Genomic DNA, 17976 nt, shown 5'->3' on the forward strand with positions numbered 1-17976 from the left:
TTATTTTATCGCTGATATTTTATTTATGAAATCATTTTTTTCGTCCTCAGCATCTGATGCATAACTAATAATAATGGAAGCCATATATTTTCCCATTTTGTGAGCATAGTATTCTTGATGCATCGCTCCTCCATAGGCTGAAAGTCGAATCATTTCGAATTGTTTACCAGCCAACTCAACTGTATCTTGATTCAATAACTCATACTGAAAAGCCTCTTGCTGTAACAACATATCAGATAGTTGATTCATGTATTCAGATACCGTATATTTTGTTCCACCTATTGTCATTGCCAGATTTTCAAATACAAGTTGAACATTAATTGTATTACTTGGATTACTAACTAAAAAAGGATAAGCAGCTTTTAGTTTAGCCATAGCTTTCAGTTGTTCTTCACTAGTTCCTTCGACGTTAAGTGTTTCTGCACCTACTCCAACTAGTTCGTTAATCTCTTCTTGTGTTGCAATTTTCCAATCAGTTGGAACTTCAAATCTCATATTAATCCAACTGTTCTCATATTGATTCTCTTTCCATTCCCCTAAGGTAAATTCAGTTCGACTTTTACAGCCACTTAAAAGTGTTAACAGTACTACTAATAAAAATATTATCTTTTGTTTTTTCATAATTTTCCCCTCTCGATTTATCTTCATATATTAACAAATCGTGAAATAAATGTCAAATTTTGTAAATACTATTTCATTCACAACGTAAATAATTTAAGAGTACGCATAAAATAATCCATGTATTTTGCTTCCTCTACAGAGTTCGTAAATAGGATTTTTGTGTAACCAATCTCTTTTCCATTGAGTTTGTAAACTACTTTTCCTGCTACATCTCCCTTATTAACTGGTGCATCAACACTTTCCGATAGTTGTGTTTCCTTTTCAATTGTTGATAAATCAGCACCTGTAACATCTAAGTATTTAAAGTTATCTGCATACTCGCATCCAACACTTCGTTCTTTTCCTTTTTTTACTGCCAACTCTGGTAAAGGCTCTTTTGAATCGTCTGCATATACTTGACATTTCCCATATCCAAAGTTAAGTAGTGTAGTGGCATCTGCAAATCGAATTTTATAATCGGGTGCCGCCATAATGACGGCAATTAGCTCAATATTATTTTTAGACGCAGTGGCGGATACGCAGTATTTTGCAAGACTAGTGGAACCTGTTTTAAGCCCAGTTGCATATTCATACTGTCTAATTAGCTTATTCGTATTCGTTAAACCAAACTCAGTAGAACCTTTCTTTGTTACGTGTGTAATATTCTCCATCCAAATCGTAGAATAATTATGTATTTGTGGATATTTTACAATCAACTCTCTTGACATTAATGCAACATCATATGCACTTGTCATATGCCCATCCACATCTAATCCGTTACAATTGACAAAATGAGTGGAACTCATTCCAAGTCCCTTTGCTCTCTCATTCATTTGATTTACAAATTCAGCTTCACTTCCATATATGTATTCTGCCATTGCTACACACGCATCATTTGCGCTTGCAACTGCAATACATTTTATCATGGTGTCGACCGTTTGTACTTCACCTGGCTCTAGAAATACTTGGGAACCTCCCATGCTTGCAGCATATTCAGAAACTGTAACCTCATCCTCTAACGATATCTTTCCTGCTTCTAGCGCATCAAAAATGATAATCAATGTCATGATTTTCGTAATACTGGCTGGTCTTAACTGTTCTTTCGAGTTTTTTTCATAAATGATAGTACCTGTAGATGCTTCCATTAAAATGGCAGAAGGAGCCGAAATTTCGATACCTGCATTATCAAATAAGGCAGTACTATCTGTATTTTCTGCTCCTTCTTGCATATCGGATTCTTCGCTTTGCGTATCTTGCTCTCCTGACGTATCTAACTCAGTGGCATAAGTATGTAAAATTGGACATAAAGTATAAGTAAAGAATAATAAAATGACGACGACCCACGTCTTAAGCTTTTTCATAGCATTACTCCGACTATGTTGATTATTACTATCATATGTTTAATTTGTTAAAATATGCTTGAATAAATCTTTTCTATTCAAAGTACACCTGCTTTGCATTTTGATAAAAGATTCTTTCTTTCTCTTGCAAAGTAAAATTTGAATCCTCCATAATATAATCAATCAGATGACGGTACGAATCCTTTGTTAATACAGATGGAATATCCGACCCATATATCAACCTTTGTGCTCCTACAATTTGCTTTGCCTGATTTAAGAAATACCTTGCATTTGTATAAGGATAGGTATCTGGTCCACAATTATGGTGAACTGCCGCCAAATCAAACCAAACATTTGGAAGATTTAATCGTCTCAAACCATCTTTCATTAACTCTTCCTGCTGCATATTGGCAGCAAGTAAATGGCATACCACAAATTTCATATCAGGATATCTTTTGATGGCTTCTCGTAGATTCTCTATCTGCCAACTTTCTGAACCACACTTTCCAATATCAATCACAAAAGTATGTCCCATTTGATTTGAATAGGAATAGCACTCGTCCATGACTTCTCCATTTAATGCTATTGTAGGGTGATTTGCCATTAAGCCTGAACCAGTACTGCATTCAAACTTTACGATTTTAAAATTTAGCTGATCAAATAAATGCTGACGTATTTGATCTTTTTTTCTAGAAAATGGATCATAAGAAGCCGCTCCAACAAAACGATTGGGATATTTTAATACCGCCTCATGCGTATATAAATTTTGAAATCCAAAAAAATTCCCTTGCAACAAAACTGCCTTTTCGACCTGATTTTCGTCCATTAGCTCAATTATTTTTTCTGGTGTAACTTTATCATCATTAAATTCTTTTGGAATCATTTGATAAATCTCTCCACTGGCATACTGCGCTTTTCCATTTCCAATACTTCTCATTTCTCCACCAGAACCAGTACCAGCAATATATTGAACCAAATGAACATGTGCATCAATTATTTTCATTTTTTCCTTCCCTTTCTATGTTATCACTCATATTGTAAGGGAAAATGAATGATACGTAAATACATGAGCCTTATTTTTATAATCTAACGCAATAGAAACGATTGTCTTCTTTGTTGTTCCACCTCAACCTTTTGCAGGTGCATAATACCTTCCGCTCCCATGTCTGGCCAAGACTCCAGATAAACTTTTGTATCTTTGGTAAGTAAATACACTTCTAATGTGACTGACTTTGGAAATCCTAGACGTCGCAATCCAATTTCCCATGCATCACCATAATAAAAGTGATCTGCAACCATTTTTCCATCTATATAAAGTTTTGCACTTTCTCCTAGATAATCTAACCTTAAGAAATAATCCATTGCATCATCCTCATAGGAAATCTCAATTGTATAAGTAGTCTTTTTGTCATCTTTCCCTTCAAAACAATGCTTTACATCTACAATTGAATTGCTTTCAACGCTTTCATAGATCGTAAAGATACCCTGTTTTCCAACCTTTTCAAACCCGTTCACTCCCTTATTGATTTCTGGATAAACAAGTAACTTTGCCTTTCCATTAAAAATCACCTCAATAGAATCATTTCTTTGAATTACTGTGTCCTCACTTATGATTAAGTACTCTTGTTCACCTAATATTTTCCATGCATGCTTTGCTTCTTTTCTGCTTATTGTAATAATTTCCTTATCTTCTAAGTCTCCTTCTATCATATAAGAAGGATTCTTATCTGTGTAAAAAACAAAGCTTTTATTATTTAATATACATAATGGCGTGGCAAGTGCTGTTTTTAATGTTGCGCCTCCAATCTTCATGTTAAATGGTAGGAAAAAGTATTCTTCATTCTTAACGTCAAAATCAGGCAATTGAAGCAGCTCTTTTTCTAGTTGAATGGAGAGCTTCACCTTTTTATGCTCCTTCATAATCTGATGTCTCTGATAATTATTAATAAAAACAAATCCACTTTCACCATTATGTCGATACGAATACCTTAGATTCGTCATATCAAACGGTGTATTCGGATTTTCTTCTGGAATGATAGCAGGCATATCACACAGCATTTCACCAAAGTCTCGTAAAAACAGTGTCAGTAATTTAATTTCTCTATAACTATCTGATATTTGCCCATATTCTCCAATCGGCGCCTGAAAATCATAAGATAATTCTGGTAAATCATTTGGGTATCCCGTATCCCTTGATTCCTGTAATGTAGAAAGAATACCGACTGGGTTCGTTCCTCCTGCATACATATAGTATCCCAAAAGATTAACTCCACTTCCAAGCTTTGCCAAAGACATTGCGCCAATATCTTTACTTGTTACTCTTGGTCTTCTATGCTTTGTAACTTGAAGACCTCCTCCTAATTCCGCGGTTAGAAATGGAAAAGCATTGATATCAAAGGTAATTCCATGTCCTAAGCCATAATCACTTCCAATGTTGTGGTCATTTCTTTCATGTGTAAATATAAAATTTCCACTTGGTTCAATCTCAGTCATTCTTGCATCCCATGGTGCATCGCAATAACCACCCATCACAGGTATAAGCCCTGCGGTAATGGCTCCTCCCCATCCAGTTGCTGTATAATATGGGACATCAAACCCTACTTCTTTGGCAATCAAAGTAAGTCTTTTCATGTGTTCTTCACCAGCTTCACCTGTCAAACCACCTGCATGCCCGTATTCATTTTCAATCTGAATCCCTATAATTGGACCACCTTGTTTAAAAAGCATCCCATCTACTTGTTCATAAATCTTTGCATAGAACTCATGTACAGTTTCAAAATACATCTCGTTATTTTCACGAAGGGGAAAGGGCTTTTTTAAAAGCCAGTCTGGAAATCCACCATTTCGTACCTCACCATGGCACCATGGTCCGATACGAAGGAAAACCTTTAAGTTTGCATTTTTACAACGATTGAGAAACTCTCTTACATCTTTATTCCCTTCAAAATCATATCTACCTTCTATTTCTTCATGATGAATCCAGATACAATAAGTTGACACAACAAAAACATTGCTTGTTTTCATTTTGTATAAATACTCATCCCATTCATTTCTTGGTACTCTCGAGTAATGTATTTCACCCATAATTGGAAACCAAGGCTTTTCATTCTTTGTCAAATACTTTGCGTTATATCCATATCTAGTCATTGAAATCCTCCATAAATCGTCTACAATTTACATGATTTTTATCGAGTGCCAATGCCTTTTCAAATGCCTTTTTGGCCTCTTTTATCTCTCCAAATCCTAACTTTCCTAATCCAATTAAATAATAACAATGAACTTGATTGCGAACCTTTAAATCCTCTTCAAAAATCAGAAAATCTGGCAAAGAAACAGCAAAATACTCAATTCTTACTTCATCATGCAAATGGTTTTGCCCATATTCCACTAATCTTTCAAACCTAGCCTTCGCTTTTTCTTCTTCTCCTAATTTTTGAAAAGATAGACCTTGATACAAAATCATATCTGCTGGCTGATCATTATAATACATCATTCCTGCTGGTTCATTCGTTCCAATGGTTGCTAAGTGAAGGTATTCTTTTGCCTTTTCTAATTGTCCAAGTTCTTGCATCACACATCCAAGATAATAGTATATATCATTATCCTTTGTACCTTCTAGCTTACCTTCTCCCAAATTATATGGATAAATGAGTGCTTGTTCTAAGTATTCTTTGGCTTCCTTTAATCTTTGTTCCTTGATTGCTATCTTGGCTAGCTCAATCAAGCATAGCTTATATTGGGAGGTTACTTTTCCTTCTCCACCTTCCCATGGGTGAAATTTACGCTTCATTAATAATTCATATGCACATTGATAATGTCCAAGCATATTGTGAAGTACTACATATTCTAAATATAAATCATCTCGACTCATAAAGGTATCATGATATGCTTCATAATTAGCGAGGCGGATTTTAATGTCTACTCCAAGCTTTTTATAAAGTTGATCTAATTCAAGAAATACTCTGGCATCTGTCGTATCAAGGAAAAAAGCTTTTTCTAATACCTCTTTTGCTTTTTGCTTCTCATAAAACTTATTATAATAGGCAAGTGATAGATTACGAAGAACGGTTGGATACCTATCATCCAGTGCTAGCGACTGTTCCCAAAGCTTTGTTGCTTTTTTATACTGAAGCTTATCATAATATAAGTTGCCCAGATAATAATATGCTTTCGCACCTTTTTGATTTGCATTTATTGCATAGCTAAGCACCTTAATATCTTCAAGCTTATTTGGAAATGTAAGGCTTGGCTCTGTCTGCTCTGCCTTTTGTAGTAATTCTTTGCTATCTTTTCCAAATTTACTTAAATAATATGCTCTATAATAATATAACAACGGCTTTTCCTTCGTACACTCAAGTAAAATCCGAATCGCTTGTTCATATGCACCAAATTCTGCATAATCTCTTGCTGCCTGAAGATAATTTTCTTCAAAATTACGCATGATTTGATTCATTTCCCCTAGTATCTCATCTTTGTTTTCTGGCGATAAGCAGGCAAGTTCAAAAAGAGACACATAATCAAAGGAATCTATCCTCATACTTTCTTTGATCAATGCAATGGCTTCTTTTTCTTTTTTAAGCATTCTAAGTAAGTATGCCTTTAATCCTCTCGCCTTTACATGATGAGCATTTTTAATGAGACTTTTTTCTACAAATTCCAATGCTTCTTCATATTCTTTACGAAGTGTACTGATTGCACTTAAATAATAAAAGGACATTTCTTGTTGTTCACTCGACCAAGAGGCTTTATAAAATGCATCAAAGGCCTCTGCCATTTTTTCTTGATAAAAAAGAGACAACCCCAAATTATAATAAGGTTCACTGTTATAAGGATTGGGATTTTTCCATGTCAAACGTTTTATAGCTGTCCTAAAATAATGCTCTGCTTCTTTAAACAGTCCCCTTCTCATTAATAATGCGCCATATGCATTGTTAATTCTGATATCTTGCTCATCTCTTGCTAAGCCTTCTAAATAGTATGAATCAGGTAAATAGGTTGCATGGCGGTATTGTTCAATATGAAGACCTGTCAGATACAATTCCTCATTTGTTTTTATATCTTTTGGATCTTTAGCAGGCTTTGCAGGCTCTGGAAGCTGTTCTTGTGCTTTTTCCTTTGGCTGATATTCTACTAATAAGCGTTCTTTGTGCCAAACTTCAATTTTTAAATCTGTTTCATTTTCCACTTCTAGAGCATGTATTGTTTCAAAAATATCCGTTGGAGATATCCGTACCACTTCTTCAAGGACTGTTTGATTATTCGCAATTAGGCGAATGATAGCATCTTCAAATGGCATCGTTGCATACACGCAAATATAAATTCCTTCTTGTCTTTTCTCAAGATTTAGAGCCGCATATATCGAGGCATTTTTCACCATTCCAACTTTTTTATAAGGCATAAAATACTGTTTAAAAGTCTTCTCTTCAAAAGGTTTTAACCACGTAAAATCTGGCTGATTATCAGTAAATACACCTGTCATTAATTCAATATATGGCCCGTCTTCATCCGTTAGATTACGATCCCATGCCTTTCCAAAGTCACCACACCCCCAAGTCCACTGTTTTTTACCTGGTGAAATATGATGATCTGCAACATGTAGAATACCCGCTCTTAATTTATGGTCATATCCTCCTACAAAATCATAATCGGATTTTTCAGCCATATAAGAGGTTGGAACTGGAATGTTTTTATACCTAGAGATATCAACTCCCTCGCTATAATCATGCTTATAGTATACACCCGTAGCAATTGGAAAACTTGAAACATCTCTTTTTCCATGATCCATTACAGCGTGTACATCTGGTGGGAAAATAGACTGGGTATGCTCATTTGCTGCTATGGCTGGATTGGCCCACCATAGAAAAGTCTGTGGCATAGGGGTCCTATTATAAAGTTGTCCTTTAATTTCAATGTATGCCCTATCTGGATATAACGTAAACCCTGCAATCCCTTTTGTTCCATACATTTGATCCACGTCATTAACAAATAAAGTCTTACTTCCATCTTGGTTATTAGAAAGTTTGTAGTCTACTGGTGAAAATGTAGTAGGTCTGTGATGCTGTGGCCAGTTAAATTCTATTCCACCTGATATCCAAGGCCCAGTAAGTCCAACTAAGGCTGGTTTAATTACTTGATTATAATAAACAAAATCATAATCATTTGTCTTATCGTAAGCTCTTTGTATTCTCCCACCTAATTCAGGCAGAATCATCACTTTTATATATTTATTTTCTAAGAATACGGCCTTGTATTCCTTATCCACTTTTTCATCACTAATTGTATCAATCGTTGGATATGGATATATCTTACCTGTGCTTCCCTGATATACCCTCTTCTCCAAAAAAATGGGGTTTTTGTCTGCTTCACCTATCTCATAAGTTGGAATTACAACGATTTCTTCCCATATGTTTACACCTTCCATAATAACCTCCTTTGTTATAAAAAAAACAACTATAATCTACTTATATATTCCCTATCATATCGAATTATATCGTAATATTCATTCTTTATTTTTGCTGATTCATATTAAAAAATTGCTTTAAATCATATTGACCTTTTCATCCATCCCTCTTATAATACGCATAAGAGGTGATTGAATGCAAACTTACGAAACAGGTGTTTCAAATAAATCAGAGTATTATATTTATACAGCTGGCTCTCAAGCCAAAAGCATGTACTTTTATCCTTTATGCACTGGACATTTTTATTATGCCCCTGGTTACAAGCTAAGCAGAAACCGCTATGATAGTTTTTTATTTATGCTAGTTCTAGGCGGAGAATGTAACATTATTGTTAATAACAAGACCTATACTGCAAAAAAGAATCAAATTGTCTTTTTGGATTGTTACCAGCCACATATTTATTATTCGGACAATGGTTGGGAAGCCAAGTGGTTACATTTTGACGGCCCTGTTGCTAGACAATATTTTGAAACCATTACTGACAACTTTAACGTGGTATTAACACTTAAAGATTCCTACTTATTTCAAAAAAACTTAGATAAACTTTATCGAAATTTTCGTGATAATCTTCCCATAAAAGATGCTCTTATTTCCCAATATATTACAAATATGTTGACACAATTGCTAATAGACAAAGATATCCCATCCAAAATTAATACAAGTGCGGATGTAATCGAAGAAACGACCGCTTATATTAGTGAGCATTTATGTGAAACACTAACCCTAGAACAGTTAGCCAAAAGAGCCTCTCTAAGTCCTTATTATTTTACACGAATTTTCAAAAAAGAAACTGGTTATACACCTCATGAATATATCATCGCCACCAGAGTCAATCATGCAAAGTTTTTGCTAAAGAACACAAATATTTCTATCAAGGAAATCTGTTTTTTATCTGGCTTTGCAAACGAAAGTAGTTTTTGTTCTACCTTTAAAAAATGGGAAAAGTTAACTCCTGGTAATTATCGCTTAACTACCACTCAAACTACGAATCAATAAATTACATCTCATATAATCAAACAAATTTTTCTGTTCTTGTATTCATTTTTCAATGTGGTACATACTAACAGCGAAAGGTGGTGTCAAATGTCTCATATGAAAGAAAAGAATTCGTCAAAAGATGTCTATGATGATGATAACATTCCAGAAATTGATTTACCTAGGAAAAATTCCGTATCTCCCAAAGAAGACACACAAGAAGAAGGGCAATAACCCTTCTTCTAATACTTTTATTATACCTTAAGCATATAGTCAAGCAAACTGTTATACAGTTGTCTTACTTCTGGCAACTCAAGATTTTCCAATAAATCACTGGCACAAACCAAAAGTCTCCCATTTTCTACTTTCTTTTCATAAATGAATCCTAATAAATGATTTCTATCGAAATTATCAATTACCTGTGCAATGATGTGATAATTTACCTCATCATCAAGGATAACACCTACTCCTTTACTTACTATTTGTTGCCATTGCCACTGTGAATAGGTTCTAGTTGGGAAATGTTTCATGGCAGCATGCTCGGACTCAATCAATAACCCCATTGTACCAGGTGCTACTGGATTACCACTTTTGATACAAGCTTCGCAAAACATTGGATAACACCAAAAATCAGTTGGAAAAAATCCCTCTATGCTCTCTTCATGCTTTGAAGTACAAAGCAGTACTTTTCCATTTTCTTTCAGTACGTTTTTAGCCTTCTCATTATAAGTATTCGTAACCCACACTTCTTGATTTTTGTTACTGCCTTTTGCAAACTCAATTACAAACTCTTGCTCTTTTTCTTCCTTTTTAGAATCTATTAAGCTATCAATATACCCATCTATTTGTGGATAGAGCCAAACAACATATTCATTTTCATATTCTCCATATGTTATTTTAAGCTTTGCTTCGCATGCTCCTAGAAAGTCACTTGGTACTATGATTCCCTCCATGGCACGTGTTAGTTTTTGTTTTTCACTTACGACATCCTCTTTGTAAATACTTGTAATTACCTTATTAGCAATTAGTAATTCAACCGATAAACAACTCTTCTTACTATGTCCACTGTAATTATAGATAAAAATTTCAAATGGAATATCTTCTCCAAACTCAAAACAATATTTTGGCAGGGTGGCCATTACTACTACTTCATTGCAAAACCTTCTAAAATCCTTGGCTTCAATAAATCCTTTATTATCCAAAAAACTATCCAATACACCTACCAAAGCAGTTCCTTGACCTGTAAAATCTTGCAGTCCCAGAAGTTGAAAACCACTCATTCTCTCAGTTCTAAGATTTGCTTCAATTTCTGCCTTATAACATTCTACCAGCAGTGCTCCACTTGCATAGTAAAAGGCTTCATTTTTTGGAAGTAGCCCTTTTTCCTTTAATTTTTCTTCAAGTATAGTATATACATCTGCTCGTAACGGACCTTTGTATTTATTATAATCCGACAATAAAGGAAAAGACTGATATTGCCCAATTTCATGTGCAATCAAAGGGATGTCTATGCCTTTTATCTCTTCATCATAGGTTGGCAGCGTTCCTACTCTATCTTTTGTCTGAATGCTTCCTAGTGGTAAGTCATTGTGAGAAAAAGAAGCTCTAATATTATTACCTGGTTTTGTACGCATGGTTACAAAAAATTGGTCTTCTTCACAAATTTGTGGATTTAGAAGGAAATTATTTGCTCCTTGGCAATACATGATATCTGTTCGGATTTTTTTTAGAGACTTTATCAATTTATTATATTCGTTTAAATTCCCTACCATTTCATTTCCAACTGCAAATAAAACAAAACTTGGATGATTTCCAAATGTTTCTATTACCTTAACTGATTGATCATACAAGTAGTTATTTAATGCCGAATCATACTGCGGTTCATCCTCGTGATACATACCATTTGCAAAACAAGATAATTCAACCTGTAAGTACATTCCTAATTGGTCTGCTGCCAAAAAAGCGGCTTCTGGAGGACACCAGCTATGAAAGCGGTAATGGTTCATCCCAAACGCTTTTATCTTCGATAAAATATTCATCCATTCTTCGACTTCAAAAGGACATGCTCCTGTAAGTGGATAGATGGCACAATCCAAACTCCCTCTTAACGATATTCTTTTTTGATTGATTCTAAGTTCGTGTTTTCTTGTTTCAACAAAACGTCTTCCCGTAATAACTACGTAATCTTCGCATAGTTTTTCTTCGTGCTGATTAAGTATACTTACTTTTATTTCATAGAAAACTTGTGCATATTCGTCCCATAGTTGAAATGTCTCATTTGAAACAGAAATACTAATATCCTTCCAATTAAACAACGTTTTATATTCGTATACCTGATTTTTTGTATTATACTCTGTCATCGTTACAGAAACATATAATTTTTCTTTTTGTTGTTTTACTGGGCAAATTTTAATGTCGATATCTAAATACTTTTCTAATCTATGGGTTAACACTTTGTCAACATAAATACCCTTATGGCTTTCTACATATATGTCTCCTAAGATGCCATTCCAATTCGTTTGCGTATGTTGTGTATATTGATGTCCATTCAGTAAACTTTTTGGAAAATAATCATATTGTTCAAGATTATTGTCCACTCGTATTAATATTTCATGTTCTCCTGCTTCAAGCCTTCCCAAATCATATTTTTGTGCAATCAAGGTCTCGTAGGACTCACCTATTTGCCTTTGATCCAGCCATACTTTAGTAAACTTACTTCGTTCCAAGCAAAGGCGTACATAATCATTATCCCATTCCCTAGGTAAAACAAACTTTCTACGATACCAGACAGCGCCACAAACAGGTCTTTTCCTACCCAAATACAATGAAGTCTTTTCGTTGTTTTCCTTACCAATGCCAGCTTGTTCGGTAGTTGATGGTAGTTGAATTCTATCGTTATAATGTAATTCTACATCACTTTCTTCAAAGGCAACTTCCCATATTCCACTTAGATCTAATCTCATTTTCCCCTCCAATCGGATACAAGACTAACGTAAATGAAACCTTTCCTAATTACTTAGCAAATTCTTGCATCCTTTATATTAGATATATCATATCAATATTTTACATCATTATCATTACTAGTTCTTGCTTTTTCATGTATAGTTCTTGCTCTTAATTTGGGTGAAGGAGTTGCCTATTATATATATAAAAAGTCCTTGTAGCACAAACTACAAAGACTCTTAATCACTAAATAAAAAGATATATCTCTTTTTCTTCTTTTAAAATACGATCCTCGATTGCACAAATCACTACTTTTGCTTCTTCAACAAACGATTCTTTCTTTTCTAATAACTTTGACTTTACATTATATTTATCTTTGAAGCTCTTAAAACGTTCTTGTAAATCTCCCATCTCATTTTGATAATCTATTGCCATTTGTTTGATAGCCATATCTGGATTGGCTATTAGTGATGGATATAAGAACTTGTCTTCATTCATTAGATGTATCTTAAGTTTACCAGATAACTGATTGATATGGAGTGCTATTTCCTCAGCATGCTCTTCCACTTTTACTGTAGTTAAATTAGATTGAATCCAGTTTATTTCATCACGTATTGATTTATGCTGTTCTAAATAGCTTGAAAGGTTCATTCTAAGCCTCCCGCTCTTCAATCGCTGACACAGGGCACATATCAATTGCCTGCGCTACATTTTCTTTTGTCTCATCTGTCGTAGCTGCATATCCTTCTGCTCTTTCATCCTCATTCATTCTAAATACACTTGGTTCTATACCAACACAAAGTCCGCAGCCTATACACGTATCTTGATCAACAAATGCTTGCATACCATCATTCCTCCTTCTTGGATATAACAAAAATTACTTATAAAGGTAAAAATTTCATTTCCTTGTTATATGATAGCATGCATCAATAATTTTTTCAGTAACATTTGAGACATTATTAAGTATTTCTCTTTAATCTCTATAAATAACCGCTTTAATCGTTTCCTGCCACTCACTCACGCTTTTTGGCATACTATCAACCTTGGCTTCTAACAAACTAACTGTAAAATCTAACGTAAAATAAACGATTACAATCGTTCCAATTCGAATACCAACAGACATCGGATAACCTTCTACTACCGCCTCCACAAATTTTTGCAAAAACGCAAACATAAATATAGTATAAAATCCCCAAGCGATCGTACTCTCAAGGCATAATATCCCTTTGTAATTGAATGGCTTGTTATTATAATCCCACCACACTTCTCCAAAGATACGTATCATAAGTTTGGCTGTTACATATTCAAGAAATGTTGCAAGAATCGCTCCACAAAAATAAAGCAAAATATAATTTTGGCTGAATGGCTTTAAAATAAAATAAACCGATAATGCACCCACTCCATAAATAGGGCAAATTGGTCCTCTAATAAATCCCCTGTTCGTAATCTTTTTATTACAGATTGACATGTATATTGATTCAACTAACCAGCCTAAAATACTATAAACAAAAAACCAATGAACAATATGATATACATCAGTTCCTAGTAGTTCTCGACTCCACATTAGAAATCCCCCTTTGTATCTTATAAACATAGTACTTTTAAAAATTCATATGCTATTATAGCATAGCTCTTTCTATAATACTAGTAGTTATCTTCGTCATAATTTTACGATTATATTACAATAACCTTATATTTCTTGTCACCCTTTGTATTTCTTATTTTCAAAGCAAATCTACCTCTTAATTTTCCTTTATTTATTCTTATTTTTGACATATAATGATAGGGGACAATGCGTTTGCTTGCGATTTTCCCTGAGGGGTTTTACATAGAAAAGTACGAAGAACTTTTTTAATGCAATAAACACTCTTAATCTAGAGTTACAAAGGAGCAATTATGAATTTAATCTATGATATATGGACAGAAAAGGAATATAGCGCTTTTCTAAATGACTTAAAACCTTTTTCCAATCGTGAATTTAGTCAATTTCAAAATACTCTTATGCCTGGAACAAGAAAAATTCTCGGAATCAAAATGCCTATTCTTAGAAAAATAGCAAATGAAATATTAAAAGGAAATTGGCGTTCTTTTATCGGATTATGTTCCAATACTTATTATGAAGAGACTACTTTAAAGGGTATGATTATTGGAATGAGTAATGTAAGTCTGCTTGAATACACGCATATGATTGAAACATTTTCCTTAGGATTTCGAAACTGGTTAACCTGTGATACATTTTGTACAACTTTAAAAGGAATCAGTAATTATCCACAGGAATTCTGGATTTATTTGGACACCCTATTAAGCTCTAAACGTCCATGGCAGGTTCGAATGGGAGTTGTTATCATTCTCAATCATTATTTAAATGATGACTATATTAATCAGATTTTTTTAAAAATAAGTACAGTTCGTCTTGATAGCTATTATGTGAAAATGGCTGTTGCATGGTTGTTGTCATCTGCATATACAAACTATCCAGGTGTTACATATGGTTATTTAACAAATTGTACGTTAGAAACATGGACTTATAATAAAACGCTCGAAAAAATCTTAGAACAAAAAGATGTTCCAAACGAGCAAAAGCTCATGATACTCACACTTAAAAATGCTAAAAAAAGACCTCAATTAAAGTAATTGAGGTCTTTTATAATTAATTATATTTACGTTTTCTAGCCGCTTCAGATTTCTTTTTACGTTTTACACTTGGCTTTTCATAATGCTCTCTCTTGCGAATCTCCTGCTGAATACCAGCTTTCGCACAGTTCCTTTTAAATCTGCGTAAAGCGCTATCTAAAGTCTCATTATCTTTTACGATTACATTTGACATAGTCTCACACCTAACCTCCCTCCAGTTGCGTATTGTGCTAAATACAACTGTTTGGGTATTTTTATTGCACTATTATGATTATATTGCCAATTAGCTTATCTGTCAATATATTTTTTTATTTAATTTGCTCTTGTACTACTTCTTTGACTTTTGCAATCGCAGCATCAATTCCAGCTGGATTCTTTCCGCCAGCCTGTGCCATATTTGGTCGACCACCGCCGCCTCCGCCAATCAGTGAAGCAATCTCCTTAACAATGTTGCCAGCATGAGCTCCTAGCTTAATCGCACCATCTGTAGCCGTAACCATTAAGTTTACTTTGTCATCAAGTGCGGATGCAAGAACTACAATACCTTCTGAAAGCTTATCCTTTAACTGGTCACCAAGGTCTCTTAAGCCGTTCATATCTACACCTTCTACTTTTGCAGCCAATACCTTGACACCTTTTACTTCAATTACTTGATCCATTACATCACCAAGTGCATCTTTGGCTAACTTACTTTTTAGGCTTTCATTTTCACTTTGTAATGATTTCATTTCCATTAATAAATGCTCTAATTTTTCTTCTAGGTTAGCAGGAGTGGCTTTTATTAGTTTGGCAACTGTCTTTAATGTGCTCTCTAATTCATTATAGTAGCTTAACACGCCATTTCCCGTAATTGCCTCAATTCTACGAACGCCTGCTGCAACACCATTTTCAGAAATAATTTTAAATGCCGCTATGGAACCTGTATTATTTACGTGCGTACCACCACATAATTCCGTTGAGAAATCTCCCATTTTAACCACACGGACTTTCTCACCATATTTCTCACCAAATAATGCCATTGCACCGCTTTTCTTTGCTTCCTCAATATCCATAATACTGGTTACAACATCGATATTCTCTGCTATTTTTTCATTTACTAGTTGTTCTACTTTTGTAATTTCCTCATCTGTCATTGCTGAAAAATGACTAAAGTCAAATCGAAGACGATTTCCATCAACAAAAGAACCTGACTGTTCTACATGCGAACCAAGTACGCTACGAAGTGCTTTTTGCAATAAGTGAGTGGCACTATGGTTTTTACAAGTATCCAAACGATTTTGCTCATCAACGATAAGGAATGCCTCATCACCTGATTTTATCATACCTTTTGTAACCTTACCAATGTGTCCTATTTTACCTCCCAAAAGCTTTATTGTATCTTCTACAATAAATTCACCTTCTGCTGTTTTAATGGTACCAATATCTGCATTCTGACCGCCCATTGTAGCATAAAACGGTGTCTCGTCTACTATAATTGTTCCATTTTCTCCATCTGTTAATGCATCAACAATTTCAGTTTCTGTTGTTAAAACTGTAATTTTTGACTTATGAGATAACCTGTCATACCCAACAAATGTAGAAGTTATACTTGAATCAATGGATTCATATACCGTTACATCTGCTCCCATATAATTCGTAGCTTTTCTTGCTTTACGTGCTTTATCTCTTTGTTCTTGCATTGCTTTTTCAAAGCCTGCTTTATCGACACCAAAGCCCTTTTCTTCCAGAATTTCCATGGTTAAATCAATTGGAAATCCATACGTATCATAGAGTTTAAAAGTATTTTCTCCTGAAAGAATCTTTTGATTTTTTTCTTCCATTTCACTTTGCATTTCAGAAAGAATCACTAATCCTTGGTCAATTGTTTTATTGAATTTACTTTCTTCTTGGGTTAATACATTTAAAATAAATTCTTTCTTTTCTTCTAGTTCTGGATATCCATCCTTACATTCCTTAATTACTGTTTCACTTAATTTTGCTAAAAACTGTCCATCTATTTCTAGCAAACGTCCATGTCTTGCTGCACGTCGAATCAATCTTCGAAGTACATAACCTCTCCCTTCATTGGAAGGCATTATTCCATCAGAAATCATAAACGTAGACGAACGAATATGATCTGTTATTAATCGAATGGATATATCTTTTATCTCATCTGTTTGGTAGGTAACATCTGCTAACTGACAGATTCGGTCACGGATTGCTTTCATTGTATCAATATCAAATACGGAATCTACATCTTGCACAACAACTGCTAATCTTTCAAGTCCCATTCCAGTATCGATATTCTTTTGTTCAAGCTCAGTATAATTGCCTTTACCATCTCCATCAAACTGTGTAAATACATTGTTCCAAACTTCCATAAAACGATCGCATTCACAGCCTACTTTACAATCTGGTTTGCCGCAGCCATATTTGATACCTCTATCATAATATATCTCTGAACATGGACCGCATGGACCAGCTCCGTGTTCCCAGAAATTATCACAATTCCCATTCTCATCTCTGTAAAATCTTGTAATTCTAGATCCATCTACTCCAATTTCTTTTGTCCAAATATCAAACGCTTCATCATCTTCACTATAGATAGATGGATATAGTCTATCTTCCTCAAGTCCAATTACCTTCGTTAAAAATTCCCAACTCCAAGCAATGGCTTCACTTTTAAAATAGTCTCCAAAAGAAAAGTTTCCAAGCATTTCAAAAAAAGTAAGATGCCTTGCTGTCTTACCTACGTTTTCAATATCACCTGTACGAACACATTTTTGACAAGTTGTCACCCTTTTTCTTGGTGGGATTTCCTGTCCTGTAAAATATGGCTTAAGTGGTGCCATACCTGAATTAATAATTAATAAACTGTTATCATTATGAGGAACCAAGGAAAAGCTTTTCATAACAAGATGTTCTTTGCTTTCAAAGAAATCCAAATACATTTTTCTTAGTTCATTAACGCCATAATTTTTCACAATATTTCCTCCTAGGTTATCATTGTATCACTAAGGTCGCAATTAAGCCCCATTGCCTCC

Annotated in this window: 14 protein-coding genes; 3 read left to right on the plus strand and 11 right to left on the minus strand. The window is 34.4% G+C overall.

What is annotated here, in order from left to right:
• The 5 genes from F7O84_RS06845 to F7O84_RS06865 form a co-directional block, all read right to left on the minus strand.
• Window positions 1-621, minus strand: coding sequence for a hypothetical protein (locus F7O84_RS06845; protein ID WP_151143364.1), 621 nt, complete (start codon window positions 619-621; stop codon window positions 1-3).
• Between the two features lie 77 nt (window positions 622-698).
• Window positions 699-1961: a D-alanyl-D-alanine carboxypeptidase family protein gene (locus F7O84_RS06850; protein WP_151143367.1), complete on the minus strand. Its 1263-nt coding sequence runs from the start codon at window positions 1959-1961 to the stop codon at window positions 699-701.
• 73 nt (window positions 1962-2034) lie between these two features.
• Window positions 2035-2943 (minus strand): amidohydrolase family protein, encoded by a 909-nt coding sequence (locus tag F7O84_RS06855; RefSeq protein ID WP_151143370.1) that lies wholly within the window; start codon window positions 2941-2943, stop codon window positions 2035-2037.
• Between the two features lie 83 nt (window positions 2944-3026).
• A complete protein-coding gene (locus F7O84_RS06860) occupies window positions 3027-5087 on the minus strand; it encodes a beta-galactosidase (RefSeq protein ID WP_192451680.1) in 2061 nt (686 codons plus the stop codon).
• Window positions 5080-8361, minus strand: a complete 3282-nt coding sequence (locus tag F7O84_RS06865; RefSeq protein ID WP_151143376.1) for a DUF5107 domain-containing protein — start codon at window positions 8359-8361, stop codon at window positions 5080-5082. Before F7O84_RS06865 ends, F7O84_RS06860 begins: the two co-directional genes overlap by 8 nt.
• 175 nt (window positions 8362-8536) lie before the next feature.
• Here F7O84_RS06865 and F7O84_RS06870 point away from each other — a divergent pair, with 175 nt between their 5' ends.
• Window positions 8537-9397 (plus strand): AraC family transcriptional regulator, encoded by an 861-nt coding sequence (locus tag F7O84_RS06870; RefSeq protein WP_151143379.1) that lies wholly within the window; start codon window positions 8537-8539, stop codon window positions 9395-9397.
• Window positions 9398-9484: 87 nt separating this feature from the next.
• Window positions 9485-9610 carry a hypothetical protein gene (locus tag F7O84_RS19340; RefSeq protein WP_279237986.1) on the plus strand — a complete coding sequence of 42 codons (126 nt, stop codon included), beginning with the start codon at window positions 9485-9487 and terminating at the stop codon, window positions 9608-9610.
• A 20-nt stretch (window positions 9611-9630) separates the two neighbouring features.
• Here F7O84_RS19340 and F7O84_RS06875 read toward each other — a convergent pair whose 3' ends face one another.
• The 4 genes from F7O84_RS06875 to F7O84_RS06890 form a co-directional block, all read right to left on the minus strand.
• Window positions 9631-12339, minus strand: coding sequence for a glycoside hydrolase family 2 TIM barrel-domain containing protein (locus F7O84_RS06875; protein ID WP_151143384.1), 2709 nt, complete (start codon window positions 12337-12339; stop codon window positions 9631-9633).
• 226 nt (window positions 12340-12565) lie between these two features.
• Window positions 12566-12970, minus strand: a complete 405-nt coding sequence (locus F7O84_RS06880; protein WP_151143387.1) for a hemerythrin domain-containing protein — start codon at window positions 12968-12970, stop codon at window positions 12566-12568.
• 1 nt (window position 12971) lies between these two features.
• On the minus strand, window positions 12972-13163 hold the full coding sequence (locus tag F7O84_RS06885) for a ferredoxin (RefSeq protein WP_151143392.1): 192 nt from the start codon (window positions 13161-13163) through the stop codon (window positions 12972-12974).
• Window positions 13164-13292: 129 nt separating this feature from the next.
• On the minus strand, window positions 13293-13883 hold the full coding sequence (locus F7O84_RS06890) for a putative ABC transporter permease (RefSeq protein WP_151143395.1): 591 nt from the start codon (window positions 13881-13883) through the stop codon (window positions 13293-13295).
• A gap of 332 nt (window positions 13884-14215) precedes the next feature.
• Between F7O84_RS06890 and F7O84_RS06895 the strand changes: the two genes are divergently transcribed.
• A complete protein-coding gene (locus F7O84_RS06895) occupies window positions 14216-14953 on the plus strand; it encodes a DNA alkylation repair protein (protein WP_151143398.1) in 738 nt (245 codons plus the stop codon).
• A gap of 16 nt (window positions 14954-14969) precedes the next feature.
• Here F7O84_RS06895 and rpsU read toward each other — a convergent pair whose 3' ends face one another.
• Both rpsU and alaS read right to left on the minus strand, forming a co-directional pair.
• On the minus strand, window positions 14970-15146 hold the full coding sequence (gene rpsU / locus F7O84_RS06900; RefSeq protein WP_094377655.1) for a 30S ribosomal protein S21: 177 nt from the start codon (window positions 15144-15146) through the stop codon (window positions 14970-14972).
• A 115-nt stretch (window positions 15147-15261) separates the two neighbouring features.
• Window positions 15262-17916, minus strand: a complete 2655-nt coding sequence (gene alaS, locus F7O84_RS06905) for an alanine--tRNA ligase (RefSeq protein ID WP_151143401.1) — start codon at window positions 17914-17916, stop codon at window positions 15262-15264.
• Window positions 17917-17976: the final 60 nt, after the last annotated feature.

Origin of the sequence: Candidatus Galacturonatibacter soehngenii (genome assembly GCF_008830185.1) — a bacterium.
GTDB classification, from domain to species: domain Bacteria; phylum Bacillota; class Clostridia; order Lachnospirales; family Lachnospiraceae; genus Lachnotalea; species Lachnotalea soehngenii.